General features: G+C 65.3%; 26 protein-coding genes. 10 read left to right on the top strand and 16 right to left on the bottom strand.

Translation table 11 applies throughout. The features are described 5' to 3' along the window. The first annotated feature begins 44 nt into the window (after positions 1–44). Positions 45–1,703: an NAD(P)/FAD-dependent oxidoreductase gene (locus AC1DN9_RS24875; protein ID WP_478104473.1), complete on the top strand. Its 1,659-nt coding sequence runs from the start codon at positions 45–47 to the stop codon at positions 1,701–1,703. Between the two features lie 144 nt (positions 1,704–1,847). Here the strand turns inward: AC1DN9_RS24875 and AC1DN9_RS24870 are convergent, their stop codons facing one another. The 9 genes from AC1DN9_RS24870 to AC1DN9_RS24830 all read right to left on the bottom strand — a co-directional run bounded on the left by AC1DN9_RS24870 (position 1,848) and on the right by AC1DN9_RS24830 (position 9,026). Further along, complete coding sequence (locus tag AC1DN9_RS24870) at positions 1,848–2,660, bottom strand: NHL repeat-containing protein (protein ID WP_478104472.1); 813 nt, start codon at positions 2,658–2,660, stop codon at positions 1,848–1,850. Positions 2,661–2,806: 146 nt separating this feature from the next. Then, on the bottom strand, positions 2,807–3,547 hold the full coding sequence (locus tag AC1DN9_RS24865; protein WP_478104470.1) for an HAD family hydrolase: 741 nt from the start codon (positions 3,545–3,547) through the stop codon (positions 2,807–2,809). Positions 3,548–3,587: 40 nt separating this feature from the next. Beyond that, complete coding sequence (locus tag AC1DN9_RS24860; protein ID WP_478104469.1) at positions 3,588–3,788, bottom strand: tautomerase family protein; 201 nt, start codon at positions 3,786–3,788, stop codon at positions 3,588–3,590. 28 nt (positions 3,789–3,816) lie between these two features. Then, entirely contained in the window at positions 3,817–4,659 is an 843-nt protein-coding gene (locus AC1DN9_RS24855; RefSeq protein WP_478104468.1) for a hypothetical protein, read from the bottom strand. Further along, positions 4,656–5,504, bottom strand: coding sequence for an AfsA-related hotdog domain-containing protein (locus tag AC1DN9_RS24850; RefSeq protein WP_478104467.1), 849 nt, complete (start codon positions 5,502–5,504; stop codon positions 4,656–4,658). Before AC1DN9_RS24850 ends, AC1DN9_RS24855 begins: the two co-directional genes overlap by 4 nt. Then, a complete protein-coding gene (locus tag AC1DN9_RS24845; protein WP_478104465.1) occupies positions 5,501–6,676 on the bottom strand; it encodes an MFS transporter in 1,176 nt (391 codons plus the stop codon). Before AC1DN9_RS24845 ends, AC1DN9_RS24850 begins: the two co-directional genes overlap by 4 nt. Before the next feature lie 81 nt (positions 6,677–6,757). Beyond that, a complete protein-coding gene (locus AC1DN9_RS24840) occupies positions 6,758–7,564 on the bottom strand; it encodes an SDR family oxidoreductase (RefSeq protein WP_478104464.1) in 807 nt (268 codons plus the stop codon). 7 nt (positions 7,565–7,571) lie between these two features. Beyond that, positions 7,572–8,192: a hypothetical protein gene (locus tag AC1DN9_RS24835; protein ID WP_478104463.1), complete on the bottom strand. Its 621-nt coding sequence runs from the start codon at positions 8,190–8,192 to the stop codon at positions 7,572–7,574. A 51-nt stretch (positions 8,193–8,243) separates the two neighbouring features. Then, positions 8,244–9,026 carry a carboxymuconolactone decarboxylase family protein gene (locus AC1DN9_RS24830; protein WP_478104461.1) on the bottom strand — a complete coding sequence of 261 codons (783 nt, stop codon included), beginning with the start codon at positions 9,024–9,026 and terminating at the stop codon, positions 8,244–8,246. A gap of 133 nt (positions 9,027–9,159) precedes the next feature. Here AC1DN9_RS24830 and AC1DN9_RS24825 point away from each other — a divergent pair, with 133 nt between their 5' ends. Beyond that, positions 9,160–10,062 (top strand): LysR family transcriptional regulator, encoded by a 903-nt coding sequence (locus AC1DN9_RS24825; protein ID WP_478104460.1) that lies wholly within the window; start codon positions 9,160–9,162, stop codon positions 10,060–10,062. A 31-nt stretch (positions 10,063–10,093) separates the two neighbouring features. Here AC1DN9_RS24825 and htpX read toward each other — a convergent pair whose 3' ends face one another. The 4 genes from htpX to pyrC all read right to left on the bottom strand — a co-directional run bounded on the left by htpX (position 10,094) and on the right by pyrC (position 13,672). Then, entirely contained in the window at positions 10,094–10,969 is an 876-nt protein-coding gene (gene htpX, locus AC1DN9_RS24820; RefSeq protein ID WP_478104459.1) for a protease HtpX, read from the bottom strand. A 78-nt stretch (positions 10,970–11,047) separates the two neighbouring features. Then, the gene (locus AC1DN9_RS24815; protein WP_478104457.1) at positions 11,048–11,833 is read right to left on the bottom strand and encodes a DUF3025 domain-containing protein; all 786 of its coding nucleotides are present in this window, start codon (positions 11,831–11,833) and stop codon (positions 11,048–11,050) included. Beyond that, a complete protein-coding gene (locus tag AC1DN9_RS24810; protein WP_478104456.1) occupies positions 11,830–12,573 on the bottom strand; it encodes an NYN domain-containing protein in 744 nt (247 codons plus the stop codon). Before AC1DN9_RS24810 ends, AC1DN9_RS24815 begins: the two co-directional genes overlap by 4 nt. 58 nt (positions 12,574–12,631) lie before the next feature. Then, complete coding sequence (gene pyrC / locus AC1DN9_RS24805; protein ID WP_478104455.1) at positions 12,632–13,672, bottom strand: dihydroorotase; 1,041 nt, start codon at positions 13,670–13,672, stop codon at positions 12,632–12,634. A gap of 134 nt (positions 13,673–13,806) precedes the next feature. On the opposite strand from pyrC, the gene AC1DN9_RS24800 reads away from it, so the two are divergent. Further along, on the top strand, positions 13,807–14,244 hold the full coding sequence (locus AC1DN9_RS24800) for a JAB domain-containing protein (protein WP_478104453.1): 438 nt from the start codon (positions 13,807–13,809) through the stop codon (positions 14,242–14,244). 77 nt (positions 14,245–14,321) lie between these two features. Here AC1DN9_RS24800 and AC1DN9_RS24795 read toward each other — a convergent pair whose 3' ends face one another. The 3 genes from AC1DN9_RS24795 to AC1DN9_RS24785 form a co-directional block, all read right to left on the bottom strand. Beyond that, the gene (locus tag AC1DN9_RS24795; RefSeq protein WP_478104452.1) at positions 14,322–14,699 is read right to left on the bottom strand and encodes a DUF4345 family protein; all 378 of its coding nucleotides are present in this window, start codon (positions 14,697–14,699) and stop codon (positions 14,322–14,324) included. 2 nt (positions 14,700–14,701) lie between these two features. Next, positions 14,702–15,493 carry an SDR family NAD(P)-dependent oxidoreductase gene (locus AC1DN9_RS24790; protein ID WP_478104451.1) on the bottom strand — a complete coding sequence of 264 codons (792 nt, stop codon included), beginning with the start codon at positions 15,491–15,493 and terminating at the stop codon, positions 14,702–14,704. A gap of 69 nt (positions 15,494–15,562) precedes the next feature. Beyond that, a complete protein-coding gene (locus AC1DN9_RS24785) occupies positions 15,563–16,483 on the bottom strand; it encodes a LysR substrate-binding domain-containing protein (protein WP_478104449.1) in 921 nt (306 codons plus the stop codon). Positions 16,484–16,598: 115 nt separating this feature from the next. Between AC1DN9_RS24785 and AC1DN9_RS24780 the strand changes: the two genes are divergently transcribed. The 7 genes from AC1DN9_RS24780 (at position 16,599) to AC1DN9_RS24750 (ending at position 26,296) form a co-directional block, all read left to right on the top strand. Continuing rightward, positions 16,599–18,734, top strand: coding sequence for a 3-hydroxyacyl-CoA dehydrogenase NAD-binding domain-containing protein (locus AC1DN9_RS24780; RefSeq protein ID WP_478104448.1), 2,136 nt, complete (start codon positions 16,599–16,601; stop codon positions 18,732–18,734). 12 nt (positions 18,735–18,746) lie between these two features. Then, complete coding sequence (locus tag AC1DN9_RS24775; RefSeq protein WP_478104447.1) at positions 18,747–19,937, top strand: acetyl-CoA C-acyltransferase; 1,191 nt, start codon at positions 18,747–18,749, stop codon at positions 19,935–19,937. A gap of 26 nt (positions 19,938–19,963) precedes the next feature. Beyond that, a complete protein-coding gene (locus AC1DN9_RS24770; protein ID WP_478104446.1) occupies positions 19,964–21,172 on the top strand; it encodes an acyl-CoA dehydrogenase family protein in 1,209 nt (402 codons plus the stop codon). Positions 21,173–21,182: 10 nt separating this feature from the next. After that, complete coding sequence (locus AC1DN9_RS24765; RefSeq protein WP_478104444.1) at positions 21,183–22,319, top strand: acyl-CoA dehydrogenase family protein; 1,137 nt, start codon at positions 21,183–21,185, stop codon at positions 22,317–22,319. A 56-nt stretch (positions 22,320–22,375) separates the two neighbouring features. Then, complete coding sequence (locus AC1DN9_RS24760; protein WP_478104545.1) at positions 22,376–24,253, top strand: acyl-CoA synthetase; 1,878 nt, start codon at positions 22,376–22,378, stop codon at positions 24,251–24,253. 175 nt (positions 24,254–24,428) lie between these two features. Further along, a complete protein-coding gene (locus AC1DN9_RS24755) occupies positions 24,429–25,001 on the top strand; it encodes a TRAP transporter small permease (protein ID WP_478104443.1) in 573 nt (190 codons plus the stop codon). Further along, positions 24,998–26,296 carry a TRAP transporter large permease gene (locus AC1DN9_RS24750; RefSeq protein ID WP_478104442.1) on the top strand — a complete coding sequence of 433 codons (1,299 nt, stop codon included), beginning with the start codon at positions 24,998–25,000 and terminating at the stop codon, positions 26,294–26,296. Before AC1DN9_RS24755 ends, AC1DN9_RS24750 begins: the two co-directional genes overlap by 4 nt. Positions 26,297–26,744: the final 448 nt, after the last annotated feature.

Genomic DNA, 26,744 nt, shown 5'->3' with positions numbered 1-26,744 from the left:
ATTTATGATCCGAGCCTCTGCTTGATAGACCCAAGCCACCCCACATGTTGCGAATCTCCGAAATCAAACTGCCGCTCGGCCACGACGAAGCGGCCCTCCCCGCAGCCATCGACGCCGTGCTCGGCACCCCGTCCGGCACCGTGCGCGAGTTCAGCATCTTCAAGCGCAGCTTCGACGCGCGCAAGGCGCAACTGCTGCAGGTCTACATCGTCGACGTGACGCTCGCCGACCCGGCCACCGAAGCCGCACTGCTTCGCAAGTTCGCCGAAAACCCCCGCATCGTTGCGACGCCGGACATGACATGGCAGGCGCCGGCGCAAGCGCCGGCGGCGCTGCCGCTGCGGCCGGTGGTGATCGGCTTCGGCCCTTGCGGCATCTTCGCCGCGCTCGTGCTGGCCCAGATGGGCTTCAGGCCCATCGTGCTGGAGCGCGGCAAGACCGTGCGACAGCGCACCAAGGACACCTGGGGCCTCTGGCGCAAGAGCGTGCTGAATCCGGAATCGAACGTGCAGTTCGGAGAAGGCGGCGCCGGCACCTTCTCCGACGGAAAGCTCTACAGCCAGATCAAGGACCCACGCTTTCTCGGCCGCAAGGTGATGGAAGAGTTCGTCAAGGCCGGCGCACCGCCCGAGATCCTCTATGTCGCGCATCCGCACATCGGCACTTTCAAGCTCGTGAAGGTGGTGGAGAACATGCGCGAGCAGATCACCGCGCTCGGCGGCGAGATCCGCTTCGAACAACGCGTGACCGACGTGCTGATCGAAGACGGGCCCGAGGGCAGGCACCTGCGCGGCCTCACCGTGCTCGACCAGCGCACCGGTCAGACCAGCGAGTTGCGCGCCGATCACGTGGTGATGGCGCTCGGCCACAGTTCGCGCGACACCTTCGCCATGCTGCACGAACGTGGCGTGCACATCGAGGCCAAGCCCTTCTCGATCGGCTTCCGCGTCGAGCATCCGCAGGGCCTGATCGATCGCGCGCGCTGGGGCCGGCACGCCGGCCACGCATTGCTGGGCGCGGCCGACTACAAGCTCGTGCATCACGCGAGCAACGGTCGCTCGGTGTACAGCTTCTGCATGTGCCCCGGCGGCACCGTCGTGGCCGCGACCAGCGAACCGGGCCGCGTGGTCACCAACGGCATGAGCCAGTATTCGCGCAACGAGCGCAACGCCAACGCGGGCATCGTGGTGGGCATCGACCCGCACGACTATCCCGGATGGGAAGAAGGGCGCACCGGCTCGCCGCTGGCCGGCATCGAGATGCAGCGCGCGCTGGAGTCCACCGCCTTCGTGCTCGGCGGCGGCGACTACCGCGCGCCGGGGCAACTGGTCGGCGACTTCGTTGCGGGCAAGCCGTCGACGGCGCTCGGAAGCGTCGAGCCCTCGTACAAGCCGGGCGTGACGCCGGGCGATCTCCATGCCGCCCTCCCCGCCTATGCGATCGAAGCCATGCGCGAAGCCTTCCCGGCCTTCGGACGCAAGATCAAGGGCTTCGACCTGCACGACGCGGTGCTGACCGGCGTCGAGACCCGGACCTCGTCGCCGATCAAGATCACGCGCGGGGAGGACTTCCAGAGCCTCAACGTGCGCGGGCTGTACCCCGCGGGGGAAGGCGCGAGCTATGCGGGGGGGATTCTGTCGGCAGGGGTCGACGGGATCAAGGTGGGTGAGGCCGTGGCGCTCAGCGTGGCCTCGCAAAATTGATCCGGCGGACTGTCCAACTGGGACTTCGGCACGATTCACTTTCCCTCCTTGGGCGAACTCGGAAGCGTGCGCTTTCCTCCTGCCCGCAGTGTTTTCACGCCGATGTACCTTGGCGTACCCTAGTGGAGCGCTCGGCGCTCGTCGTCAATTTCCGCGCCGGTAGCGCCGCACCACGCCATCGCCCCAATTGCCCACGGCGACTTCCGAGCCTTCGGGGGACCGAGCCATCGCCACCGGGCCGCGCAGGTCCTGAATCAATGCCCTCGCGGAGCCGTCTCTGGTGACACGCCACACCGAAGTGCCGCCGTAATCAGGCACAAGTACAGCATCGGGCCCGTCTGCCACGATGCCAACCGCGGGTGCGCCTAGCTTTCCAGTTAGCTCGCGCCGCGTAGCATCGGGTCGAATCTCCAAGACGCTGCCAGCCAAATTTGCGACAACCAGCGCGCCATCGGCAAACTCCACGGCACCAACGGGCGTCGGCAGCCCATCCGCTATGACCCGCGTGTTACCCGTCGCATCCGCGCGCAAAACTTGGTTGAGCCCCCGATCGGCGACAAGCAAGGTATCGTCTTGTCCGATGGAGAGGCCCGCCGGAGTGCGGAGACCTCGAACAAACACCGCGGGTTTTCCGCCCGGAGACAAGCGATGGACCACTCCGCCCGAGTAGGACGACACATAAATCACCCCGTGGCGATCCACCGCAATGCCAGAGGGCGACTGGATCTGGTCAGTGATGAGCCGCTTGACGCCTGCCAGGTCAACGTGCATGACTCGATGCGCTGACCATTCAGTGATATACAAGCCCCCGCCGGCATCGTACGCCAAGCCAGTCGGCGCAGAAAAAGCGCCAACTGTTGCAATGCTGGTCCACGGTTTGGTTGGCTCTGCCGCGAAGGCAGAAACTGCGATAAGCGCGGCAAGGCCGGCCGATGCGAAGCGCTTGAAAAAGACCATAGGTCCTCGAAATTGGGGTTAACTACCGTGCCAATCTATCGGGTGGAGGCTCGCCGCCCGAGATTCAGTCGATGCGTGCAGGCGATCCGTCCACCTCGCGTACGCGGCGCCGACAAGGCGGGAGCGCGCCGTGCGCGACAGACCGCTCAGGCGACCACTGTCGCCCTCTGGACCAGCGAGACGGCCCGTGCCCGTGCAACTTCGTCCACCGCTGCGATCAGCCGCTGCGGCCAGCCGCGCGTCCGGGCAAGCTCCCCCAGCCGTGGATCACCGATCACGGCTACAGGGTGCCCGACCGCCTCAAGCATCTGGGCGTCTGACAGATCGTCGCCAAATGCCCAGCAATCGGCCGCCGCAACGCCTTGCTCCGTGAGGAACTGTCGGATCGCGATGGCCTTGCCCGCTCCGATGGTCTGCGGTGGCACGAACTTCCCTGTGTACTTGCAACCGTCATGGACCAAGCGAGTCGCCAGCACATGGGAGACACGAAGGTACTCCGCGATCGGCCGCAGGAGTTCCTCGAAGGAGCCCGAGACGAGCACTGGCTCGATGCCTTGCGCGCGCAGGCGCTCCAGTTCAGCGAGCACCTCCTGGTGGAAGCTCGACGGTTGACGTGCATGGCGCGTGGCCCAGGCTCGCCCGCAGGACTCGACCAAGTCTACGGGGCGGCCGGCGAAGAAGTCGTAGTAGCGGCGGTTGACAACCTCGCGCGGCACGTCTGACTCGATCAGCGTGCTTAGGATGGCGACCACATCCTGCGGTTCGAACTCCGGATGCGGCGACTGCATCTGGCTCCAGCCGCTGTACCAGGCCTGGTTGAACTCGAACATGCTCTTGCCTTTCAGCAAGGTGCCGTCTACATCGAAAAACGCGAAAGCTTTTGTCATTTTTAATTCCTCCTTGGATAGGTCTGCCGGAACGGGTACTTCAGGGCGATCGGCGCCGGCTCAGGGTAGCGAAATCCGGGTCGCTTCCGAGCGTGCCGCCTTCACCCCAGCGGTTTGTTTGGATCTCTTGAATCAGCACGGTGATCTTGTCAAGCGGTGCGCCTGTGACCTCGCGGGTGGCTCGCGTGAGCGCCTCGATGAGCGCCTTGCTGCTGTCGTCGCCGAGAGTCGGCCAGGTCATGACGGAAATGATGGGCACGGGACTCTCCTCAGTTCGATTTGGTCGTGAATTGCTCGAAGCCCGGGTCTTGGAGCTTGAGCTGCGCATGGATGTCGCCGCCGAGGCCGTAAAGCCCAATGGCGCCGCCGTAGTTCATCTGATAGCTCATCCACAGTACGATGACGTTCACGATACGGTTCGCACCACCCAGACACGCGTCTGGGAATGGATTCGGCAGCGTCACCTTGTAGCGTCCCCGGCCGCGCTCGTCGCTTACGAACACGTTAGGCACGCCGAGCGGGCCGGGGCGGGTTGGCGCGGCCTGATCGAGGTCGCGGCTGCGCAGACTCATCACGGTGTAGAGGCTGTCGGGGATCAGTCCGGACATTTCCAGTTCGAACGTTGCCGTCCTGCCGGAAGCGTCAGTGCCCACGCGCAGTTGGCCGGTGGCCTCGACCCATTGACCCAATGTCACCGGATCATTCCGGCGGCGTCCATCTTCAAGACGCAGATCTGGAATCGGAACGAGGTGGAACGGATAACTTGGTCGCCGTTCGGTGGCGGCGTGCGGTCGCTGAACGGGTGCAAACGTCATTGGATAGTTGTTGCAGGGAAGCGGCACCGGTAGGGTGTGCAGGACCATGGCTCGGTCGACCTCGTCCAGGCGATCGGGAAGCCAGCGCACGATCTCGTACGGAACGTTGCTGCCGAACGCCGGCACCGGCGAACGTGCCGAAACAATCGCGCGCCTCCAGGTCGAGCGGACGCCGCCGTCCACGCTGGACTCGTTCACCCGGCCAATGACGACGAAATCGCCGTCGACGTTCATGACCTCGCTCGGCGGGTAGGAAGGGCCCTGGGTAGTGACGCTGAGGTCGTAGGTCGCGTTCATCGTGCGACCTCAGCCCTGCGTCCTGCACCGCCTGAGTCTGCGCCCCGGGCAACTGGCGCCGCCGGCGAGCAGGACGCGCGGCTTGCGCAATAGACGCCCATCCATTCGCCCACGGTATCGAGCACCCTCGCCGCCTGCTCGGTCTCCTTCACCTCGATACGGCTGGCCAAGAAGGCCGTGAACTCGAAGCCGATTCGGGTTGCGCGCTTTCCCGCCTGGCCGACCTCGATTGCCACCTTGAAGTGCATGCGAGCCCGGTTATCCACGCGCTTGTCCAGGATTTCGTAACGAAGGCTCGCGCCGACCGGAAAGACGAATCTCTGGAACGCGACCTCCATGTTGTCAATCACGAAGTAGTAACCCGAGTTGTCGTCGCAGCCAATGAAGAATTCTTCGGTCACGGCAAGGAACATCTGGCGCGCTGCCTCGATTAGCACCATGCCCTGGATGTGCTGCCCGGTTTGGTGGTCTCCCATCAACTCAGAGCGCTCATCCAACAATAGCTCGGCCTCGAATGAGTCGGGGCCGAGGCGCACAGGAGTGGAAATGATGGCGTTCTCGATGCGACGCTTGTGGGTCAGCAGCCGGCTCGCCCGCACTGGGCGCTGCGAGAGGCCCCGCAGGCGTTCGACCCCAGGGACACCGTCCTGGGCCTGCATCGCCATCTGTTTGACCTGAAGGACTTGCGACTCAGAGAGCCCCTGCCCCGGCACGACGACGGCATCTGAAAGCACGCGGCCCAACGCCATTGTTCTCGATAGCTGCTCGAACTGCGCAAGCGTCAGGACGCAATCATGCTTGGCGAATTCGCGAAACTTATCGCCAACAACGAATATGGATTTCATGGGTTCTCTCCTCGGTTTGAAAATGTCTCTCTCATGAGATCAGTCGCCTGTGTGCTGCGGCGATCCAAGAGCAGTGCGGCAATCGCGCCCCCGACCGACAGGGTGGCTGCGGCGATGACTCCTGACCAGCCGGAGGCGGTCCAAAGGGGTCCGAGAGCAGTGCTTGCCAAGCTGCCCGCGCTCAAACAGGTCAATAGGTAGAGCGATGAGGTAGCTCCTCGGCGGGTCGGTTCAACGTGCTGCGTGATTCGCATGAGAAGTGCCGGTTGGCTCGCGAAGACGCCGAGGAACAGCAAGACGAGCCCCGTGCCGAGCGCCGCGCTACCAGCGGCGGCGCCGAGCGTGAGTACCGCGCACAACACGATCGACAAGCCGCCGAGCGCAACTGACAGCGAGCCGAAGCGGCCCGCAAGACGGCCGGAAAGCGGCGCCCCCAAGAGCGCGCTCAATCCCAGCAAGCTGAAGGCGCCGATCGACGCAGCGTCGTAGCTGAACGGTGGCTGATGCAGACGCAGAGTCAGAAAGGTCAGCGTGCCGAGATAGCCGAAGAACATCAAGAAGCCAACCAGGAACAACCTTGCCGTCGAGGCGTTGGTCAGAACCGAGACGCTGCGCATGTATGCCACAGCTAAAGAGCCCGCCTGGCGAGGCGGCGCCAGCGTCGGCAGTGCCTGGTTGACCGCGGCCGCAAGCAGCAACAGGACAGCGAAGGCCCGCAGAGCACCGTCTACGCCCAGGTGCGCGGCGAACAGTCCCATGCTCGCGCGCCCTGTGGTGATGCCGGCCACGGTAGCAGCGAGGACGAGACCGAAGTAGGTCCCGATCTGCTCCTTGGGAACGATCCGAGGCACGATGGCGAACATCGCCGCGGGCACCATCGCCGCAGCGACGCCCTGCACGAGAAGGATCACGAGAAACAGGTGGAAGTCGGAAGTGCACCAGCCTGCGGCATAGGTCGCTGCGGCGCAGGCCAAGAGGCCTGCGCGCGACATGGCACGCGCGTCCCAACGGTCGGACAAGGGGCCGACGAAATAGAAGGCGACGGCATAAGCGAGACTGACAATACCGAACGCCAGGCGGGCATCGGCAGGTGCGATGCCCATGTGCGCCGCGAGTTCGGCGAGCACCGGTTGCAACAGGTATACCGCGGCCACGGCAATGCAAGTCGTCATGCAGGCCGCGATGGAAATTAACATTGAGCCCGGTTGCGGCGCGGCGGGATGATTTGTCGACATGGCGAAAGTCATCGTTGGTCAGAGGGCGGCGGTGAGGCCACCGTCGACATCGATAACAGCGCCGTTCAGGTAGTCGCTGCACGGGTTCACCAGCATCTCCACGGCGCTTGCCACGTGGTCAGGCGAGGCCAGCATACCTAGCGGGATGCGGTCGATCACGGCGCGGTCCGCTTGTTCTAATGTTGTGCCCAGCCGCCTTGCGAGTGCCGCGATGGTGTCACGCCAAAGCGGGCTCTCCACAGGGCCAGGGCTGACCACATTGACGCGCACGCCACGACGAGCGATGTCCCGCGAGATCGCCTTCGCGAATCCGAGCAGGGCACAGTTCACGGTGCTATTGATCGGGAACAGCGGATCCGGCTCCTTCGCAAACACGCCGTTCACGAGGATGACCTGACCGCCTCCCGCGGCGGCCATTGGCCGGCACACGGCACGCGCGAGGCGCACCGCGCCCATCAGCTTGCCCTGAAGGCCATCCTGCCACTGCTGCTCCGTGCTTTCCAAGAGGTCGCCCAACGGGCCGGACCCAGCGGCATGCACGAGCAGGTCGATGCGTGGGAAACGCGCCAAGATTCCGGCGAACGCGGCGTCAAAGCCGTCGCTCGCGCCGATGTTGATGACTGCCGTGTGTACGCGTTTCCGCGAGATCGCGTTTGCCCCAAGTGCATCGCGGGCCACTCGCAGGCGCTCTTCATCGCGCCCGAGCATTACCACCTGCATGCCTGCGTTAGCCAAGCGAGCAGTAACGGCCGATCCAATTGCCCCGCTTGCGCCGCTGACCAACGCAACACCGGCCGGATAAAGCCGATTGATAGTCGATTTCATAGCGACCTCAGAGGTCCATCCGGCGATAGAACCGCGTGTACAGCCCCCTATCCCCACCGGTGATGAAGCGCGACCCAGCCTGGCGCACGATGTCGACGTAGCGTTCCGACTGGAACACGGATTGATAGGCTTCCAACTCGCAGCTGAAACCGGAGAAGAACATCACCCCTGGCTCCGAACTGATCACGGAGTGGTAAGCCAAAAAGGTCTTAACCTCTGGCGCATGGCGTACCACATCGAAAATGGTGCGATCACGCCAAGCCCTGTAATCCGCGTGGACAGCCGGCGGCACCTCGACGTGGCGTAGTTGCAGCCACGGCGTACGCGGCAGTGGCTCGGCGCAGTCTTTCGGGGCTTCGACAAACTCGAAGACCTGCCGGTTGAAGTCGCTTGCCGCGTCAGGCGCCAAGGCTTGCCATTCCTCGCGCCAGGTTGCATGAAATGAGCTGACCGAGTCGAGTTCATCGAGGGCGATGAGTTGCAGCACGCTATTCCCTTCGGTGCATGCATAGAGCTCGCTTCTTTCCGCGGGCATTCGAGACGCGACTTGGGCCCATGCGGCCGCGAGAGATGATTGGCGACCTGGCAAGGCCTGGATTTCGCTAGCGATGATGATTTTGGAGGACATGCTTTTCCCTGAGCAAAGTTGACTGATTGAAGGGGAACTGTTTGGCGACGCTCATTGCCCGCGTTCGCGGAGGGCGTCCTGGACGACCAGCATCCCATTGATGGCCGCGGGAAACCCGGCATAGGCCGCAACATGCGTGACGGCCTCGACCACTTGCGCGCGCGTGCCCCCGACGTTGAGCAGCCCGTGGACGTGCACCTGCAGCTGCGGCACAGCTGTGCCCAGGGCGACGAGCGAGGCGACGGTCACAAGTTCGCGATCGAGCAGGTCGAGCCCGGCACGACCGTAGATCTCGCCGAAGCTGAACTCGATGATCATCCGCCCGAGGTCAGGGCAGATATCGTGCAACGACTGGATGACACGCTCTCCGGCCTCGCCGTCGATGCGCTGCAGGGTCGCCCAGCCGGTGTCGTAGCGTCTGGAACTGGAGTCCGCTGCGGGCGACGCTGGCGCCGTGATGCCACGTTCCGCGAAGATCTCCTTCAACACGAACATCCCGTTCAAGCAGGCCGGGAAGCCGGCGTAGACGGCCAGATGAATCATCGTCTCGACCAGCTGTGTCGGAGTGCATCCGGCAAGCAGGGCACCAGTCAAATGGAATTTCAGCTGCGGGCGGGCATTGCCCAGAGCGGCGAGCACAGCAACGGTTACCAACTGGCGTCGCGCGAGATCGAGTCCGTCCCGGCTGTAAATCTCGCCATAAACGAAGCGAATGATCATCTCGCCCAAGTCGGGCGCGATGTCGTCCAGCGTGTCGAGGATGGCCGGAGTGTTGTTGCCCTCGATGCGGCGCAAGTTTTCAAGGCCGCAGAGGTAAGTAGGGTTGTCAGTCATGGTGGCTCGGTGATTCGACGTAGGTCAACGTTAGTCGACACCGCGCTGGTCAACCAATGCCACTTTTGTTGATACCCTTTTGGACATTCGCTCCGCCCTTAGGGGAGCAACAACAAGAGATCAGGGAGTCGTCATGAGTCGGGAATTCAGCCTCAAGCAGCTGCGCAGCTTCGTTGCCGTCGCAGAGGAACTCAACTTCAGGCGCGCCGCCGCGCGCCTGTTCATAACGCAGCCGCCACTCAGCCGGCAGATCCGTCGCCTGGAGGAGTTGCTCAAGTCACCACTATTCGTCCGCGATCGTCAGGGCGTGCTCCTGACCGAAGAGGGCCGGCGCTTTCTCGAGAAGGCACGGCTACTGCTGGAGCACTCGTGCGAGGTGTTCGAGTCCGTACGCTCGAAAGCGCCGATGGTTCGCGCCAGCCTCCGTGTCGGCGTGACGGTGGCCCTTGATCCCGACTTCTTTTCAGCGGTCGGCCAGATTGTCGAATCTCGCTTTCCTTCCAGCGAAATCATGATCAAGCGGCAGATCTCGATCCGTTGTATCAAGGACGTCTTCAAGGGGGTACTCGATCTTGCACTAATCGGAACACCCGCCGACATGGAGGGCATGCTGAGCCGCCAGTTGTGCAAGGACCCGCTCGTGGTCGCGATGTCGACGTCTCATCCACTCGCTTCTCGACGCCAGGTTTCGCTCACCGAGATCCAACAGGACACTCTGTTCTGGTTCGACCGCAAGCTCAACCCGGCCTTTTACGACCATTGCGAGCGCGGCTTCCGCCGCTTCGGCTTCTCGCCGGAGCGCGCGCCTGAGCCGGCAGAGCACCATGTGCTCCTGGCCATGGTAGCCGCAGGCCAGGGAGTGGCGCTCATACCGGGCTCACTTCGCGCCGTCCGTCGCAAGAACGTCGTCTACAAGACGATCAAGGAGGCGTCTTATTTTCAGATCGGGGTAGCAGCGATTTGGCGTGAGAATGCGCCCGAAATCGTAGAACTCGTCAATGCGCTCGCGGCGCACTACGAAGCCCTGTTGCGCTAAGCCAAGAGGTTCAGCACAGGCTGTCGTCGAATCAACCCTGCGCGTTCTGCAATGCGGCAATGCGCTGTTCGATCGGCGGATGCGTGGCAAACAAGCTGCCAAGCTTGCCCGTAATGCCCATCGCTTCGACAGACTTCGGCAACTCGCCCGGAGTCAGTCCGCCCAACCGGGCCAGCGCGTTCATCATCGGCTGCTTGCGGCCCAGCAGTTGCGCAGAGCCCGCATCGGCACGGAATTCGCGCTGGCGCGAGAACCAGGCCACGACGATCGCGGCGGCGAAGCCGAGCACGATGTCGAGCACGATCGTGGTCACGAAGTAGCCGATGCCGGGGCCCGAATTGCGATCGTCGCCGCGGCGCAGGAAGCTGTCGACCGCATAGCCGATCACGCGCGAAAGGAACACGACGAAGGTGTTCATCACGCCCTGGATCAGGGTCATCGTGACCATGTCGCCGTTGGCGACGTGCGCCACTTCGTGGCCGATCACGGCCTCGACCTCTTCGCGGGTCATGTTCTGCAGCAGGCCGGTCGACACCGCAACCAGCGACGAGTTCTTGAAGGCGCCGGTGGCAAAGGCGTTGGGATCGCCTTCGAAGATGCCGACCTCGGGCATGCCGATGCCAGCCTTGTCGGCGAGCTTCTTCACGGTCTGCACGATCCAGGCTTCGTCGGGCGACTGCGGGTCGTTGATGATCCGCACGCCTGCCGACCACTTGGCCATCGGCTTGCTGATGAGCAGCGAGATGATCGCGCCGCCGAAGCCCATGACCAGCGCGAAGCCGAGCAGCGCAGAAAGATCGAGTCCGTTGGCGGTGAGGAAGCGGTTGACGCCGAGCAGGCTTGCGACGACGCCCAGCACCGCCACCACCATGACGTTGGTCAGCACGAACAGAAGGATGCGTTTCAAGTTGGATTCTCCGTGAGGAAACGTGTGCACAGTTGGGGGCCGGACGGCCCCGATTCAAGCGGTGCGGAACAGCAGGGCCTATGGATTTGAGCTTGGTTCTGCGACCCTGCGAGGACGAAAAACATCCGAATCATCATAGAAGGAAAAGTTCTCATTGGGCACCCACCACCCGGGCACGCCGAGCACCGGCAGCGGCACGAAGGGCTTGGCCACGAGGTGTGCGGGATCCAGTGCCGAGACTATGCCGGCGTCGTGGGGCGCGATCGAGGCATTTCCCCCCGGCGCGATGAGGACATGAGCCGTCGCGGCCTTGCGGGGCGAGGTGAGTTTTTCCAGCAGTGCGTGGCCGAAGACCAGGAGCCGTGCGTGGCGCCAGAGTACGCGCCGGCTCACGAAGAGGCTGTGCCAGTCGCGGGCGAGCAAGGCGTCCCACAACGCCGGTGGCGCGTCGAGTACCGCGCCGTTCTCGTCGAAGAGCGTGAGCGCGTCGCGCAGCGGTCCGCGTATCGCGCCGACGCCGGCGCGAGCGATCTCGGCAGCCTGCAATTCGTTGAGTCGCCGCTTGGCCTGCGGGAAATGCAGCCACGCCAGGCCGTTGAACAGATCGTGCAGGTTGTCGCGCGTAGGGACGCACGCCGTGCGATGGATGAAAGCTTCGTACGCTTCGCCCGGCGGCGCACTGTCCGCGGCGACGAAACGCAGCGTGCCTGCGCGCAGGTCGATGGCGGCCGCTTCCGCCGCCAATGCTTCGGCAACGCTACCCTCTTGCGCCGCCCTCGCGGCTACGCGTTCCGCGCGCGGCGCATAGGGCGCCAGCCAAGGCTGCGCGGAATCGAACTGCCAGCGGGCGGCAGGCGGATTCACGACGGCATGGGGCCGACGTACTGCACCTTGTTGGGTCTCTTTTCCGGCGTCAGCGCGAACAGCTCGGGGTGCTTCTTGAAGAACTTCGGTGAACTCACGCTCGTGCCGAGCAGCTTCGCAGCGCGCAGCCGTTCGGCAGCGACGTTGAGTTCCACCTTGCGACCCATGCCCAGTTCAGGAACCGCGTCGAGGATACGGATCACGTCCTCGGGCAGGACCGGTGCGCGCGGCGCTGCGGGCGCCTCGGCCTTGGTGCGCCGTGGTGCCCGCGCGGCGCGCTTGGCGACGGGCGTGGCAACGGCCGGCTTCGCCGTCTGGTGATGCTGGAGATCGACGAAGCTGTCGTACACAGCCACGGTGTCGTCACCGGTCTTGCCTTGCTGGCCGATGCCGCAGACACGGCAGCCCTTCTCGCGCAGCCGGATCACGAGCGGTGCGAAGTCCGAATCGGACGACACGAGCACGGCGATGTCAGGCCGCTCGGCGATCGCGAGGTCGATGGCGTCGACCGCCAGCGCAATGTCGGTGCTATTCTTGCCGGCGGAAAGATTGACCATCGGCCGCACCGAAAGACGCTTGAAAAGCGCCTGCTGCTTGAGCGCCGTTTCCGCGTTGCAGTAGGCGCGCCGCACGTGGACGCTGCCATGCTCTTCCAGGGTGCGCTGCACGGCCTGTTCGATCACATCGGCCGAAACGTTGTCGGCATCGATCAGCAGCATCACGCGCGGTGTGCCGTTCATACGGGAACCTCCGTGCTGCGCACTGCGGTGCGAGCGCCTTCGGGCGGCCGAGCGGCGCTCATGCGAGCTTCCAGCCGACGGTTTCGCCGCCGCGCAGCGGCTTCAGCGTCGCATCGCCGTACGGCACCGTTTCAGGCACGGTCCAGCTTTCGCGCCGCAGGGTCACGGCGCCCTTGTTGCGCGGCATGCCGTAGAAGTCGGCGCCGTGGAAGCTGGCGAAGCCTTCGAGCTTGTCCAGCGCACCGGCGTTGTCGAAGGCTTCTGCGTAGAGCTCCAGCGCGGTGAGCCCGGTGTAGCAGCCGGCGCAGCCGAGGGCGTGTTCCTTCAGGTGCGCGGGGTGCGGTGCGCTGTCGGTGCCGAGGAAGAATCGGTCGCTGCCGCTGGTGGCCGCTTCGACCAGCGCCACGCGATGGGTCTCGCGCTTGAGCACCGGCAGGCAGTAGTAGTGCGGGCGGATGCCGCCCGTGAAGATGGCGTTGCGGTTGTAGAGCAGATGGTGCGCGGTGATGGTGGCTGCCGTGAAGCGGCTCGCGTCGCGCACGTAGTGGGCGCCTTCCTTCGTCGTCAGGTGCTCGAACACCACCTTGAGTTCGGGGAAGTCGCGGCGCAAGGGGATCATCACGCGGTCGATGAACACAGCCTCGCGGTCGAACAGGTCGACGGCCGGGTCCGTCACCTCGCCGTGCACGAGCAGCAGCAGGCCATGCTTCTGCATGGCTTCGAGCGTGGCGTAGGTCTTCCTGATGTCGGTCACGCCGGCATCGCTGTTGGTGGTGGCACCGGCAGGGTAGAGCTTGAGTGCGCGCACGCCCGCTACGGCAGCACGCTCGATCTCGTCGGGCGGCAGCTTGTCGGTCAGGTAGAGCGACATCACGGGCTCGAAATCAAAGCCGGCGGGCACTGCGGCGCGGATGCGTTCGCGGTAGGCCACGGCCTGGTCGGCAGTCGTCACGGGAGGACGCAGGTTCGGCATGATCAGCGCGCGCCCGAACTGGCGTGCGGAGTGCGGCACCACGGCTTCGAGCGCGGCGCCGTCGCGCACGTGCAGGTGCCAGTCGTCGGGGCGGGTGATGGTGAGGGTGTCGGCGTGGCTTGTCATGGGGAGAGATTGTCCCATCGCCCTGCGGGGCCACGCGAAACAACATCGCGAAGGAGCCGGTTGATACCATTGAACCGCGGAACCCGGCGGGAGGGCCTTTCCTCCGCTCGTGAATTACCGAAGAGACAGGCAAGATGGCTTATTTGAAGGAACTCAAGGTCACGTTCAGCCGCAAACGGGTGGACGATGACCTGTTGAACAAGCCCGTGGAGAACCCCAGGCAGGTCTACGAGCTGTTCAAGGACATGCAGGACGAAACGAAGGAGAAGGTCGTTGTCCTGCATCTGAATCCTCAACTGGAAGTTCTTTCCTATGAGGTGGCGTCCATGGGTACGGCGCATCACGCAGTGCTCGAGCCCGTGGAAATATTCAGGAACGCCATACTCGCGCGAGCCTCGACGCTCATCGTCGTCCACAACCACCCGTCCGGTACATGCCGGCCGTCGGAGGCGGATATCGAGGTGGCGTTGCGTATGCATGAACTCGGCAAGCTGCACAACATGTTGCTGCAAGACTTCATCATCATCGGCTATGGCGAGTTCTACAGCTTTCGGGAGCATGGGCAGTTCTGATCCGTTTCACCCCAGCTCCGACGATCAGTCCGCCGTTTTGCTTTTTCGACGCCGCCGAATTTCACAGCGTTCTACGTCTACAGGGCGTGCGCCGCCGCCAGGACGAAGGGAAGAAGCAGTTCAGGAACGAGATAGCCGATCCAGACCCCGGCCGGCTTCGGAAGCCCTACCTTGGCGATCGACAGGAGCCGCCCGCAGCCGGCGATGAAAACCCCCAGGGCAATCAGATAGACCAGGAAGCCCTGCTCGCGCACGGTGATCCCCGCCCACAGGCAGATGAATCCCATGGACAGGTAGATCCCCGCCATGAATCGATGGACGTTGTCCAGACGCGGACTGGTGTCCGGCTGGCCGAGGACCATCTGCAAGGTGCCGCCGAACATGGCGATCGCGGCAAAGATGAAAAGGCAGACCCTGACGACGATCTGGCTTGCGAGGAGCGCGTCGGGCGCCATGCTCAGACCGCGCTCTTCACGACGCCGCCGTCCACGCGCAGCGCAGCGCCGGTCGTCGCCGACGAGAGCGGGCTGGCGATGTAGGTGACCATCGAGGCCACTTCCTGCGGCGACGCGAAACGCTTGATGAGCGAAGTCGGCCGCACTTTCTCGAAGAATTCCTTTTCGAACTCATCGAAGGTCTTGCCGTCGGCCTTCGCCAGCGCGTCGACGAAATCGCCGACGCCGCGCGACTTGGTGGGCCCGGGCAGGATGCTGTTGACCGTGATGCCAGTCCCGGCCACCGCTTCGGCCAGCCCGCGGGACACGGCGAGTTGCGCGGTCTTTGTCATGCCGTAGTGAATCATCTCGGCGGGGATCTGGACCGCGCTCTCGCTGGAGATGAAGATGATCCGGCCCCAGTTCGCGCGCCGCATTGCGGGCAGGCAAAGGCGGGCGAGGCGCACCCCGCTCAGTACGTTCACATCGAAAAAGCGCAGCCAGTCGGCATCGTCGATCGCCTCGAAGGGCTTGGGCTCGAAGATGCCGAGGTTGTTGACGAGAATCTCGATGCCCGGGAAGCGCCTCAGCAGCGCCTCGGCGACGTCAGGCTTGCTCAGGTCGCCCGCGAAGCCGAGCACCTCGCCGCCCGGTCCGGCGCTGATTGCAGCGACCGCCGCATCCACCGATGCCTGCGAGCGGCCGTTGACGATGACGCGCGCGCCTTCGGCAGCGAGGGCCGTCGCGATGGCGTGGCCGATGCCGGCGGTGCTGCCGGAGACCAGTGCGAGCTTGCCTGCGAGCTGGGTATCCATGTGAAGACCTCGTGTGAACCGTTGCGGGAGGTCGGATGATTGCCCGGGATGTCGGCGCGGTCAACGCTTCTAAGTGCGAGCGCCCGTCGCATCGACGGGCCGCGCACCGCGCGCCCGCTCCAGGATGAAATCGATGAAGGTGCGCGTCGCCCGCGTGTGCTGCCGGTTCGGCATGTAGAGCATGTACATCTGCGTGCCGAAGATGCTCAGCCGCCAGTCGTCGAGCGTGGTCACGACGTCGCCGCGCCTGACATCGTCGTTCACCACATAGTCGGGCACCAGTCCGACGCCGAGGCCCGCGAGGATGGCTTGCCGCAGGAAGAGGAAGTTCTCCGAGATCAGCGTGGGTTCCAGCACCACTTCCCGCCGCTCCTCGCCCTGGTAGGCGGACACGCGCAGTTGACGCCCGATCACGGCTGCGGTGACCACCGGCGCGCCCCGCAGCGCATCGAGTTGCGTAGGCAGGCCGTGCTGCTTCGCATAGTCGGTCGACGCACAGGCCACGTAGCGCACCGGCCCGAGTTCGCGCGCGACCAGGTTCTGCGGCGGCTCGGGAATCACGCGGATCGCGATGTCGACTTCGTCGCGCAGCAAGTCCTGGATGCGGTTCTCGAACAGCACGTCGAGCACGATGCCGGGGTACTGCCGCTTGAAGTCGAGAAGCCATTCGGACATCACGAGCTGCCCGTAGCCGCTGGGCACGCTCAGGCGCACGCTGCCCAGCAGGCTCTGGCCCAGCGTGGCGACGGACTCCCTCGCCGCCATGAGTTCGCCCTGGATGGCGATGCCGTGCTGGTACAGGCGCAGGCCGATCTCTGTCGCTTCGGCGCGTCGCGTGGTGCGACGCACGAGCTGCGCGCCGACGGAGCGTTCGAGCTGGTTCAGGTGGTAGCTGACGTTGGCGCGGCTCATCTTGAGCCGGCGCGCGGCCTCGCTGAGGTTGCCGGCATCCAGGATTTCGACGAGAAGAGTGAGCGATTGCAAGTCCATGGCTTGGGCGCCATTTTGTCAAAAATTCTTTGACAGTCTGTCAACGAGCAATGCAATTGTCAAAGCGGCACGCCGGATGAAGAATGCCAAGTTCGCCTTCGGAGACACATACAGCATGGCCGCTTCCTCATCTTCTTCTGTTCCCCTGCCCGTCACCTTCCGCCGCGATGCCGACGTGATGGTGGTGACCGTCGACAACCCTCCCGTCAACGCGCTCGGCGTCGATGTCCGCCGGGGCCTGGTGGCCGCGATCGAGGCGGCCAAGGCCGACAGCGGCGCTGCCGCGGTGCTGATCGTGGGCGCGGGACGCAACTTCATCGCCGGCGCCGACATCCGCGAGTTCGGCAAGACGCCACAGCCGCCGTCGCTGCCCGAGGTCTGCAAGCGCATCGAAGACTGCACCAAGCCTGTGGTGGCCGCGATCCACGGCGCCGCGCTCGGCGGCGGCCTGGAGATCGCGCTGTCAGCGCACTACCGGCTCGCCGTGCCTTCAGCCAAGCTGGGCTTGCCTGAAGTGGCGCTCGGCCTGATCCCCGGCTCCGGCGGCACGCAACGCACGCCCCGCCTGATCGGCGTGAAGCCGGCGATCGAGTTGATGCTGAGCGGCCGCCACGCCGGTGCCAAGGAAGCGCTGGCGCTCGGCCTGATCGACCGGCAGGGCGTTGGCGCCGATGCGCTGGCGGAAGGCCTCGCCTACGCCAAGGAACTCGTCGCCGCCAAGGCACCCGTGCGCCGTACGCGGGACGCACAAGCCCTGGCCGATGCCGAAGCAAGCCGCGCCGCGCTCGAAGCCGCCCGTGCCGACACCGCCAGGAAAAGCCGCGGCCTCTTCTCGCCGATGAAGATCGTCGAAGCCGTCGAGGGCGCGCTCTCGCTGCCCTTCGACGAAGGCATGGCGCTCGAACGCAAGTTGTTCATGCAGTGCATCGAAAGCCCGCAGCGCGCCGGCTTGATCCACGCCTTCTTTGCCGAGCGCGAAGTGCTGAAGGCGCCCGAAACCAAGGCCGCCAAGCCGCGGCAGCTCGACTCCGCCGGCATCGTCGGCGGCGGCACGATGGGTGCCGGCATCGCGGTGGCCATGCTCGATGCGGGCATCCCGGTCACGATGATCGAGCGCGACGAGACCCAGCTCGCACGCGGCCGCGCCAATGTCGAGAAGGTCTACGACGGCCTCATCCAAAAGGGCCGCATGACGCCCGAAGCCAAGGCCGCCGTCATGGCGCGCTTCTCGGGATCGACCTCCTACGACGCATTGGCAAAGGTCGACATCGTGGTCGAGGCCGTCTTCGAAGAGATGGGCGTCAAGAAGGCCGTCTTCGCCGAGCTCGATCGCGTGTGCAAGCCGGGCGCGGTGCTCGCCACCAACACGTCCTACCTGGACATCGACGAGATCGCCGCAAGCATCTCACGCCCTGCAGATGTGGTGGGCCTGCACTTCTTCTCGCCCGCCAACATCATGAAGCTGCTGGAGATCGTGGTGCCCGCCAAGGTGAGCGCCGACGTGGTCGCGACCGGCTTCGAGCTTGCCAAGAAGCTCAGGAAGGTGCCGGTGCGCGCCGGCGTGTGCGACGGCTTCATCGGCAACCGCATCCTCGCGGTCTATCGCCAGGCGGCCGACCACATGATGGAAGACGGCGCATCGCCCTACCAGATCGACCAGGCGGTGCGTGACTTCGGCTATCCGATGGGCCCGTTCCAGGTCTCCGACCTCGCCGGCGGCGACATCGGCTGGGCCACGCGGAAACGCAAAGCTGCAGCACGAAAGTCGGGCGACCCGAAGGCCCGCTACGTGCAGATCGCCGACCGCATCTGCGAGCGCGGCTGGTTCGGCCAGAAGACGCAGCGTGGCTACTACCTCTATCCCGAAAGTGCGCGCACCGGCACGCCCGACCCCGAAGTGCTCGCCATCATCGACGCCGAGCGCCGGCGCGCGGGCATCACGCCGCGCAGCTTCACCGACGAGGAAATCATGCGCCGCTACATGGCCGCGATGATCAACGAGGGCGCCAATGTCGTGCACCAGCGCATCGCGCTGCGGCCGCTCGACGTCGACGTGACCTTCTTGTGCGGCTACGGCTTTCCGCGCCATCGCGGCGGCCCGATGAAGTACGCCGACACCGTGGGCCTTGCCAAGGTGCTGGCCGACATCCGCGAGTTTGCCAAGCAGGACCCGGTGTTCTGGAAGCCCTCCCCGCTGCTGGTCGACCTGGTCGAACGCGGCGCCGATTTCGCAAGCCTCAATCAAGACTGAAAGCCAATCACCATGCGCGAAGCTGTCATCGTTTCCACCGCCCGCACCCCGCTCACCAAGGCGCACCGCGGCGAATTCAACATCACGCCCGGCCCCACGCTGGCCGCCTTCGCGGTGAAGGCCGCGGTGGAGCGCGCGGGCATCGATGCCGCGCTGATCGAGGACGCGATCCTCGGCTGCGGCTACCCCGAAGGGACGACGGGCCGCAACATCGCACGCCAGAGCATCATCCGCGCGGGACTGCCGATCTCGATCGCCGGCACCACGGTCAATCGCTTCTGCGCATCGGGCCTGCAGGCGATCGCGATGGCGGCGGGGCGCATCGTGGTGGACGGCGCGCCGGCCATGATCGCGGGCGGCGTGGAGAGCATCTCGCAGATCCGCACCCGCAGCGCGACCGACACCGGCGACAGCGGCATGGACCCGTGGATCGTGGAGCACAAGCCCGCGCTCTACATGGCGATGATCGAGACCGCCGACATCGTGGCGCAGCGCTACGGCATCAGCCGCGAGGCGCAGGACCGCTTCTCCGCCGAAAGCCAACGCAAGACCGAAGAGGCGCAGATCGCAGGCCGCTACAAGGACGAGATCGTGGCTTGCACCACCACGATGGCCGAAACGAACAAAGACACCAAGGAAGTCACGCAGCGCGAAGTGACGATCGACCACGACACCTGCAATCGCCGCGGCACCACCTACGACGCGCTCGCCAAGCTGCAACCCGTGATGGGCCCGGACAAGTTCATCACCGCAGGCAATGCCTCGCAGCTTTCCGACGGCGCATCGGCCTGCGTGCTGATGGAAGCCAAGGAAGCCGAACGCGCCAACCTCAAACCCCTGGGTGCGTTCCGCGGCCTCGCTGTGGCCGGTTGCGAGCCCGACGAAATGGGCATCGGCCCTGTGTTCGCGGTGCCGAAACTGCTGGCGCGCCACGGCCTGAAGGTGAGCGACATCGACCTGTGGGAACTCAACGAAGCCTTCGCCTCGCAGTCGATCTACTGCCAGGACAAGCTCGGCATTCCGTCGGAACGGCTCAATGTCAATGGCGGCGCGATCTCCATCGGCCACCCCTTCGGCATGACGGGCTCGCGCCTCGCGGGGCATGTGCTCATCGAAGGCAAGCGTCGCGGTGCGAAGTACGCGGTCGTGACGATGTGCATCGCCGGCGGCATGGGCGCGGCGGGCCTGTTCGAAATCTATTGATCTGTTGATTCATTGAGGAGTCCGGCATGGACCTGAATTTCACGCCCGAAGAGGAAGCGTTCCGCAGCGAAGTGCGCGCCTTCCTGGCTGCCAAGCTGCCCAAGCGGCTTTCCGACAAGGTCGCCACCGGCAAGCACCTGAGCAAGGCCGACATGCAGGAATGGCACGCCATCCTGAATGAACGCGGCTGGCTCGCGAACCATTGGCCCGAGCAGTACGGCGGCCCGGGTTGGACGGCCATCGAGAAGTTCATCTTCGAGAACGAATGCGCCCTGGCCCACTCGCCGCGCATCGTGCCCTTTGGCGTGAACATGCTCGGCCCGGTGCTGATCAAGTACGGCAACGAAGCGCAGAAGCGCTACTGGCTGCCGCGCATCCTCGACGGGTCCGACTGGTGGTGCCAGGGTTACTCGGAGCCGGGCGCAGGCTCCGACCTTGCCGCGGTCAAGACACAGGCCGTGCGCGGGCACGACGCGCAGGGCGACCACTACATCGTCAACGGCCAGAAGACCTGGACCACGCTGGGCCAGCACGCCGACATGATCTTCTGCCTGGTGCGTACCAACCGCGAGGCCAAGAAGCAGGAAGGCATCAGCTTCCTGCTGATCGACATGAAGTCGCCCGGCGTCGAGGTGCGGCCGATCATCACGCTCGACGGCGAGCACGAAGTCAACGAGGTGTTCTTCTCCGACGTGCGCGTGCCGGCGGAGAACCTTGTCGGCGAGGAAGACAAGGGCTGGACCTGCGCCAAGTACCTGCTGACCTACGAGCGCACCAACATCGCGGGCGTGGGCTTCTCGGTCGCGGCGATGGAACAGCTCAAGAAGATTGCCGCGAAGCAGACGAAGAACGGCCGCCCGCTCGCGGAGGATCCGGCCTTTGCTGCACGCATGGCCCGGGTCGAGATCGACCTGGAGAACATGAAGACGACCAACCTGCGGGTGATCGCTGCCGTGGCCGGCGGCGGCGTGCCGGGCGCGGAAAGCTCGATGCTCAAGATCCGCGGGACCGAGATCCGGCAGGAGATCTCGTCGCTCACGCGCCGCGCGATGGGCGCCTATGCACGGCCCTTCGTCGCCGAGGCGCTGAAGGAAGGCTTCGACGGCGAACCCTTCGGCCCAGCCTATGCCGCGTCCGCGGCAGCGCGCTACTTCAACAACCGCAAGCTGTCAATCTTTGGCGGCTCCAATGAAATCCAGAAAAACATCATCTCCAAGATGATCTTGGGACTCTGAGAGAACTGCCATGAACTTCGAACACACCGAAGACCGGCGCATGCTGGCCGACAGCCTGAACCGTTTCATCGCGGAACAGTACGGCTTCGAGACGCGCGACCGCATTGCACGATCGGCACACGGTTACAGCACCGAAATCTGGCAACAGTTCGCAGAGCTGGGCGTGATCGGCGCGCTGTTCAAGGAGGCCGACGGGGGCTTCGGCGGCGCGGGCTTCGATGTCGCCGTGGTCTTCGAGGCGCTCGGTCGCGGCCTTGTGGTCGAACCGCTGCTCGGCGCCGTGATGGCCGGCGAGGCGATCGCTGCCGTTGGCAACGACGCGCAGAAGGCCGTGCTCGCGGACATCGTCGCCGGCACCACCGTCGCAGGCTTCGCGCACGACGAGCCCGAATCGCACTATGAACTTTCGCGCGTGCAGACGCGCGCTGTGCGCAGCGGCGACGGCTGGGTGCTCGACGGTGCCAAGGCGGTAGTGGCTCAGGGCGAGCAGGCCGGGGTCTTCGTGGTCTCGGCCCGCACTTCGGGCGCCGTGGATGACGAAGCCGGCATCTCGCTCTTCCTCGTTCCCGCGAACACACCGGGCCTGAAGGTGCGCGGCTGCCCCGGCATCGACGGCGGCCGCGTGGCCGAACTCACTTTCGACCATGTCAAGCTCGGCGCCGATGCGCTGCTGGGTGCCGAAGGCCGGGGCTTCGCGACGCTCGAGCGCGCAATCGGCCGCGGTGTTCTCGCGCTGTGCGCCGAAGCCCTCGGCGCCATGGAGGCGGCGAAGACCGCCACGCTCGAATACCTGCGCACGCGCAAGCAGTTCGGCATGCTCATCGGCAGCTTCCAGGCACTGCAACACCGCATGGCCGACCTGCTGCTGGAGATCGAGCAGGCACGCTCGGCCGTGATCAATGCCGCAGCGGTCATCGATTCGGACCGGCTCACCCGAGAACGTGCGCTGTCGGCTGCGAAATTCAGCATCGGCCGCATCGGCACATTGGTCGCGCAGGAGAGCATCCAGATGCACGGCGGCATCGGCATGACCTGGGAACTGCCGTTGGCCCACTATGCCAAGCGGCTCGTGATGATCGACCATCAGCTCGGCGACGAAGACCATCATCTGCAGCGCTACGTCGAACTCGGCAGACAACCGTCATGAGCACGACAGCCATGCCCACTGCTGCCCCGTTCAGCCAGGCATTCCCGGTCCGCGGCATGGCGGATATCCGCAAGCTCGAGGAAACGCCGTTGAGCAAGGCGCTGACGGTCCGCAGCACGTACGAGATCTTCCGCAATTCGGGCGCGGCCTTCGGTGACAAACCGGCACTGACTTTCCTGCGCACGGGCAATCCCGCCGACGAACCGATCCGCTGGTCCTATGCCGAGCTGCTGGCCGGCATCCACCAGACCGCGAACCTGCTGCACGGTCTCGGCGTCGGTCCGGATGATGCGGTGGCGGTGTTGCTGCCGGCATGCCTCGAATACCACCTCGCGCTCTGGGGCGGCGCGGCGGCGGGCATCGCGCAGCCGCTCAACCCGCTCCTGACCGACGAGAAGCTGGTCTCGCTGATGACGGCGGGGCGCGCCAAGGTGTTGATCGCGTACGGCTCCGAGTCCGATTCGGGCATGTGGTCCAAGGCGATGCGGCTGCGCTCGCAGGTGCCTATGCTCACCACCGTCCTGCGCGTGTCACCGCACGACGAAGTGCCTGGCAGCGCCGGTCCGCTCCCAGAGGGCGTGGCCGACTTCAACGCACTGCGCACAAGGGAGCCCGCCGACCGGCTGGTGAGCGGGCGCGACATTCAGACCGGCGACATCGCGGCGTACTTCCACACCGGCGGCACCACCGGCGCGCCCAAGCTCGCACGGCACAGCCACGGCGCGCAGGTGTTCACGGCGTGGGCCAGCATTCAGATCACCGGCCAGGGTCCGAAGGACGCCGCCATCAACGGCTACCCCCTGTTCCATGTGGCGGGCGTGCTGCCGGCCTCGCTGGCGTTGCTCTCGGCGGGCGTGGAAATGATCATTCCGACCACGACCCTGCTGCGCAACAAGGAGGTGCTCGCCAACTACTGGCGGCTGGTCGAGAAGTATCGGCCGACCTCGCTGTCGGCGGTGCCGACGGTGCTGGCTGCGCTGGCCAACGTGCCGCTCGACGGCGCGGACATCTCGTCGATCAACTACTGCCGCACCGGCGCCGCCGTGCTGGCGCCGGAACTCGCGGCCCGCTTCGAGCGCCTGTTCGGACTGCACGTGCATGAAAGTCTTGGCATGACCGAGATGGCCGGCATCTCGACCATCACGCCGCCGGGCGTGATCGGGCCGGCCGGCTGCGTCGGCTTCCGCCTGCCCTATTCGCAGTTGCGCATCGTGGCGCTCGATGAGAACGGCAACGCCAGCGATCGCGACCTGCCACCCGGCGAGCAAGGCATGGTGCTCTTCAAGTCGCCAAACGTGTTCTCGGGTTTCGTCGACCCGGCCGACAACGCCAAGGCATTCACTGCCGACGGCTGGCTCGCCACGGGCGACCTGGGTTGGCTCGACAGCGAAGGGCGGCTCAACCTGAGCGGCCGGTCCAAGGACCTGATCATCCGCAGTGGCCACAACATCGATCCGAAGACGATCGAAGATGCGCTGGGCGCGCACCCGGCCGTTCAGTTGTGCGCCGCGGTCGGTGCGCCCGATGCCTATGCGGGCGAACTGCCGGTGGTCTTCGCGACGCTCGTCCCCGGTGCATCGGCGAGCGAAGCCGAACTGCTGGCCTTCACGGCCGAGCACGTCGACGAGGCGCCGGCCAAGCCGAAGGCGGTGATCGTGATCGAGACCATGCCCATGACCAACGTCGGCAAGATCTACAAGCCCGAACTGCGCGCGATGGCCGCGCGCAAGGTGGCTGCCGCGATGGTCGATGAAGCTTGCGCGGCGCTGGGCATCGATGCCGCTGCGCGGCCCGAAGTGCAGGCAGCGGGCGAGAACGCGCTGCGGGTGGTCATCCACGCGGCGGCTGCCGGCGCGCACGCGGCACAACTGCAAGACCGTTTGCAGCAGGCCCTCGGGCGGCTTCCCTTCAAGACCCAAGTGGTCTTGGCATAGCGCCTTTTCGCCGGGAGGGAGACCGGCGAAAAGGCGCGGCAGCTAAGGAAACCCCCGATGAGCGAAGTGGTCATCGATCGTTACGATTCATCATCGCTTCGCTGTCGAGGTGCACGGATCCCGTCCCGGCGTCCGCCCGGTGACACGGCCTCTGCCTCATCTGCCCGCAATCCCGATGACCACTCCCAACGAGTCCGGCCCCGTGCTGGACGCCGCCAGCCCCATTCCCCCTGAACTCGAAGCCGCCGACGAACCCACGCGCGTGCCGCTTGCCATCGAGGACTGGGCGACGGTGATCATCATGGGCCTGCTGGCCTGTATCACCTTCGCCAATGTGCTGGTGCGCTATTTCACCGATTCGTCCTTCGCGTGGACGGAAGAGTTCTCGGTGTTCCTCATGATCCTGCTGGCACTGGTCGCGGGCTCCGCCGCCGTGGCGCGTGACAGGCACATCCGAATCGAATACTTCGCCGAAAGCGGCTCGATGTCGCGCCGCAAGCGCCTCGCACAGTTCGGCGCTGCCACGGTGGCGGTCCTGTTCTTCCTGATCGCCGCACTCAGCGTGCGCGTGGTGTGGGACGACTACCGCTACGAGGAAACCTCGCCGGGCATCGGCGTGCCGCAGTGGTGGTATTCGATCTGGCTGCCGATCGTGTCCTTCGCGATCGCGCTGCGCGCCGTGGGCCTGTTCGTCCGCCGTGGCCGCAAGACGAACTACGGGTCGAATGACAGGGACGTGGACCGATGATCCCCACCCTTCTCTTCGTCGCCTTCATCCTGATGATGCTGGTCGGCGTGCCGATCGGCGCCGCGCTCGGGCTCGCGGGCGCGGCCTGCATTGCGCTGGCCAACGGCGACGCGCAGTGGTTCGGCCTGCTGGCCGTACCGCAGAACTTCTACGCCGGTCTTGGCAAATATCCGTTGCTCGCGATTCCGATGTTCGTGCTGGTCGGCTCTATCTTCGACCGCTCGGGCGTGGCGCTGCGGCTGGTCAACTTCGCGATCGCCATCGTCGGTCGCGGGCCCGGCATGCTGCCCCTGGTGGCGATCGTCGTGGCGATGTTCCTCGGCGGCATCTCGGGTTCGGGCCCGGCCAATGCGGCGGCAGTCGGTGCGGTGATGATCACGGCGATGTCGCGTGCCGGCTATCCCGATGCGTATTCGGCGAGCGTGGTCGGCGCAGCGGCGGCGACCGACATCCTGATCCCGCCCTCGGTGGCCTTCATCGTGTATTCGGTGCTGGTGCCAGGTGCTTCGGTGCCCGCGCTGTTCGCCGCGGGCATGGTGCCGGGCATCCTGGCCGGCATTGCGCTGATCGTTCCGGCAGTGTGGCTGGCACGCAAGCACAAGATGGGCGCGCTCGAATCGAGCCTCCCGCGCCCGCCGTTCTGGAAGAGCTTCCGCGAAGCGACCTGGGGCCTGGCGGCGCCGGTTCTGATCCTCGGCGGCATGCGCGCAGGCCTCTTCACGCCGACGGAAGCGGCGGTGGTGGCGGTGTTCTACGGCCTCTTCGTCGGCATGGCGATCCATCGCACGATCAAGGTCAAGGACCTGTTCATGATCCTGCGCGAGTCGGGCGAGTTGTCGGCGGTGATCCTGCTGGTGGTGTCGCTGGCGGGCATCTTTGCGTACTCGTTGTCGACACTGGGCGTGATCGATCCCGTCACACGCGCGATCGTGAATTCGGGGCTTGGTGAATACGGCGTGCTGTCGCTGCTGATCCTGCTGCTGATCACCGTGGGCATGTTCCTCGACGGTGTGTCGATCTTCCTGATCTTCGTGCCGCTGCTCTGGCCGATCGTGCAGCACTACAAGTGGGATCCAGTCTGGTTCGGCGTGATCCTGACGCTCAAGGTTGCGCTCGGACAGTTCACGCCGCCGTTGGCCGTGAACCTGATGGTGTCTTGCCGGATCGCCAATGTGCGCATGGAAGAGACCGTGCGGTGGGTGGGCTGGATGCTGTTCGCCATGTTCCTTGTGATGGTGGCCGTCATCATCTGGCCGGAACTGGCATTGTGGTTGCCGCGGAAGTTGGGGTACTAGGAATGAGTGAAGAGTGCGTTGGGGGGCGATGGCGGGCGGTGTGCGCTGGGCCGGCCGACGTCACCGGCCGCTTCGCGGCTGCCCTGCGCTGCTCACGGTACGCGGGGTCCGCGCGAAACTCGCTTCGCTCAAACACGCGCGGCCCTGATCCGCGTACCGCTGCGCTGCTCGGCGGTGCCTCAACGGCCGCCCCAGCGCACACCGCCCGCCATCGCGGAAAGGGTGGGGGTGGACTGTCCGCCGCCATCGCCGTGACCAACGCGCAGGCTGTCGACGTTCGAGGCGCGCGCATTCGTCGCCAACAACGGAGCCCGGTATGCGGTGCGGGCTGTGCGACCCTTCTGCGCCGCCGAAGCGCGCAGCCTCAGGCGGATCAGGGCCGCGTGTGTCTGAGCGAAGCGAGTTTCACGCGGACCCCGCCTGAGGCGAGCACTGCAGGGAAGCCCGA

It is taken from the genome of Variovorax sp. 05L425, assembly GCF_056397705.1.
This window is presented reverse-complemented; position numbering and strand designations above follow the sequence as displayed.

Coding starts and splice junctions, on each gene's coding strand:
- AC1DN9_RS24825 (WP_478104460.1), top strand. CDS start 9,160: ATGAGTCGGGAATTCAGCCTCAAGCAGCTGCGCAGCTTCGTTGCCGTC.
- pyrC (WP_478104455.1), bottom strand. CDS start 13,672: ATGACAAGCCACGCCGACACCCTCACCATCACCCGCCCCGACGACTGG.
- AC1DN9_RS24870 (WP_478104472.1), bottom strand. CDS start 2,660: ATGGTCTTTTTCAAGCGCTTCGCATCGGCCGGCCTTGCCGCGCTTATC.
- AC1DN9_RS24845 (WP_478104465.1), bottom strand. CDS start 6,676: ATGACGACTTGCATTGCCGTGGCCGCGGTATACCTGTTGCAACCGGTG.
- AC1DN9_RS24795 (WP_478104452.1), bottom strand. CDS start 14,699: ATGGCGCCCGACGCGCTCCTCGCAAGCCAGATCGTCGTCAGGGTCTGC.
- AC1DN9_RS24775 (WP_478104447.1), top strand. CDS start 18,747: ATGCGCGAAGCTGTCATCGTTTCCACCGCCCGCACCCCGCTCACCAAG.
- AC1DN9_RS24750 (WP_478104442.1), top strand. CDS start 24,998: ATGATCCCCACCCTTCTCTTCGTCGCCTTCATCCTGATGATGCTGGTC.
- AC1DN9_RS24840 (WP_478104464.1), bottom strand. CDS start 7,564: ATGAAATCGACTATCAATCGGCTTTATCCGGCCGGTGTTGCGTTGGTC.
- AC1DN9_RS24850 (WP_478104467.1), bottom strand. CDS start 5,504: ATGAAATCCATATTCGTTGTTGGCGATAAGTTTCGCGAATTCGCCAAG.
- AC1DN9_RS24865 (WP_478104470.1), bottom strand. CDS start 3,547: ATGACAAAAGCTTTCGCGTTTTTCGATGTAGACGGCACCTTGCTGAAA.
- AC1DN9_RS24830 (WP_478104461.1), bottom strand. CDS start 9,026: ATGACTGACAACCCTACTTACCTCTGCGGCCTTGAAAACTTGCGCCGC.
- AC1DN9_RS24780 (WP_478104448.1), top strand. CDS start 16,599: ATGGCCGCTTCCTCATCTTCTTCTGTTCCCCTGCCCGTCACCTTCCGC.
- AC1DN9_RS24860 (WP_478104469.1), bottom strand. CDS start 3,788: ATGACCTGGCCGACTCTCGGCGACGACAGCAGCAAGGCGCTCATCGAG.
- AC1DN9_RS24800 (WP_478104453.1), top strand. CDS start 13,807: ATGGCTTATTTGAAGGAACTCAAGGTCACGTTCAGCCGCAAACGGGTG.
- AC1DN9_RS24835 (WP_478104463.1), bottom strand. CDS start 8,192: ATGTCCTCCAAAATCATCATCGCTAGCGAAATCCAGGCCTTGCCAGGT.
- AC1DN9_RS24770 (WP_478104446.1), top strand. CDS start 19,964: ATGGACCTGAATTTCACGCCCGAAGAGGAAGCGTTCCGCAGCGAAGTG.
- AC1DN9_RS24755 (WP_478104443.1), top strand. CDS start 24,429: ATGACCACTCCCAACGAGTCCGGCCCCGTGCTGGACGCCGCCAGCCCC.
- AC1DN9_RS24875 (WP_478104473.1), top strand. CDS start 45: ATGTTGCGAATCTCCGAAATCAAACTGCCGCTCGGCCACGACGAAGCG.
- AC1DN9_RS24760 (WP_478104545.1), top strand. CDS start 22,376: ATGGCGGATATCCGCAAGCTCGAGGAAACGCCGTTGAGCAAGGCGCTG.
- AC1DN9_RS24785 (WP_478104449.1), bottom strand. CDS start 16,483: ATGGACTTGCAATCGCTCACTCTTCTCGTCGAAATCCTGGATGCCGGC.
- AC1DN9_RS24765 (WP_478104444.1), top strand. CDS start 21,183: ATGAACTTCGAACACACCGAAGACCGGCGCATGCTGGCCGACAGCCTG.
- AC1DN9_RS24855 (WP_478104468.1), bottom strand. CDS start 4,659: ATGAACGCGACCTACGACCTCAGCGTCACTACCCAGGGCCCTTCCTAC.
- AC1DN9_RS24810 (WP_478104456.1), bottom strand. CDS start 12,573: ATGAACGGCACACCGCGCGTGATGCTGCTGATCGATGCCGACAACGTT.
- AC1DN9_RS24790 (WP_478104451.1), bottom strand. CDS start 15,493: ATGGATACCCAGCTCGCAGGCAAGCTCGCACTGGTCTCCGGCAGCACC.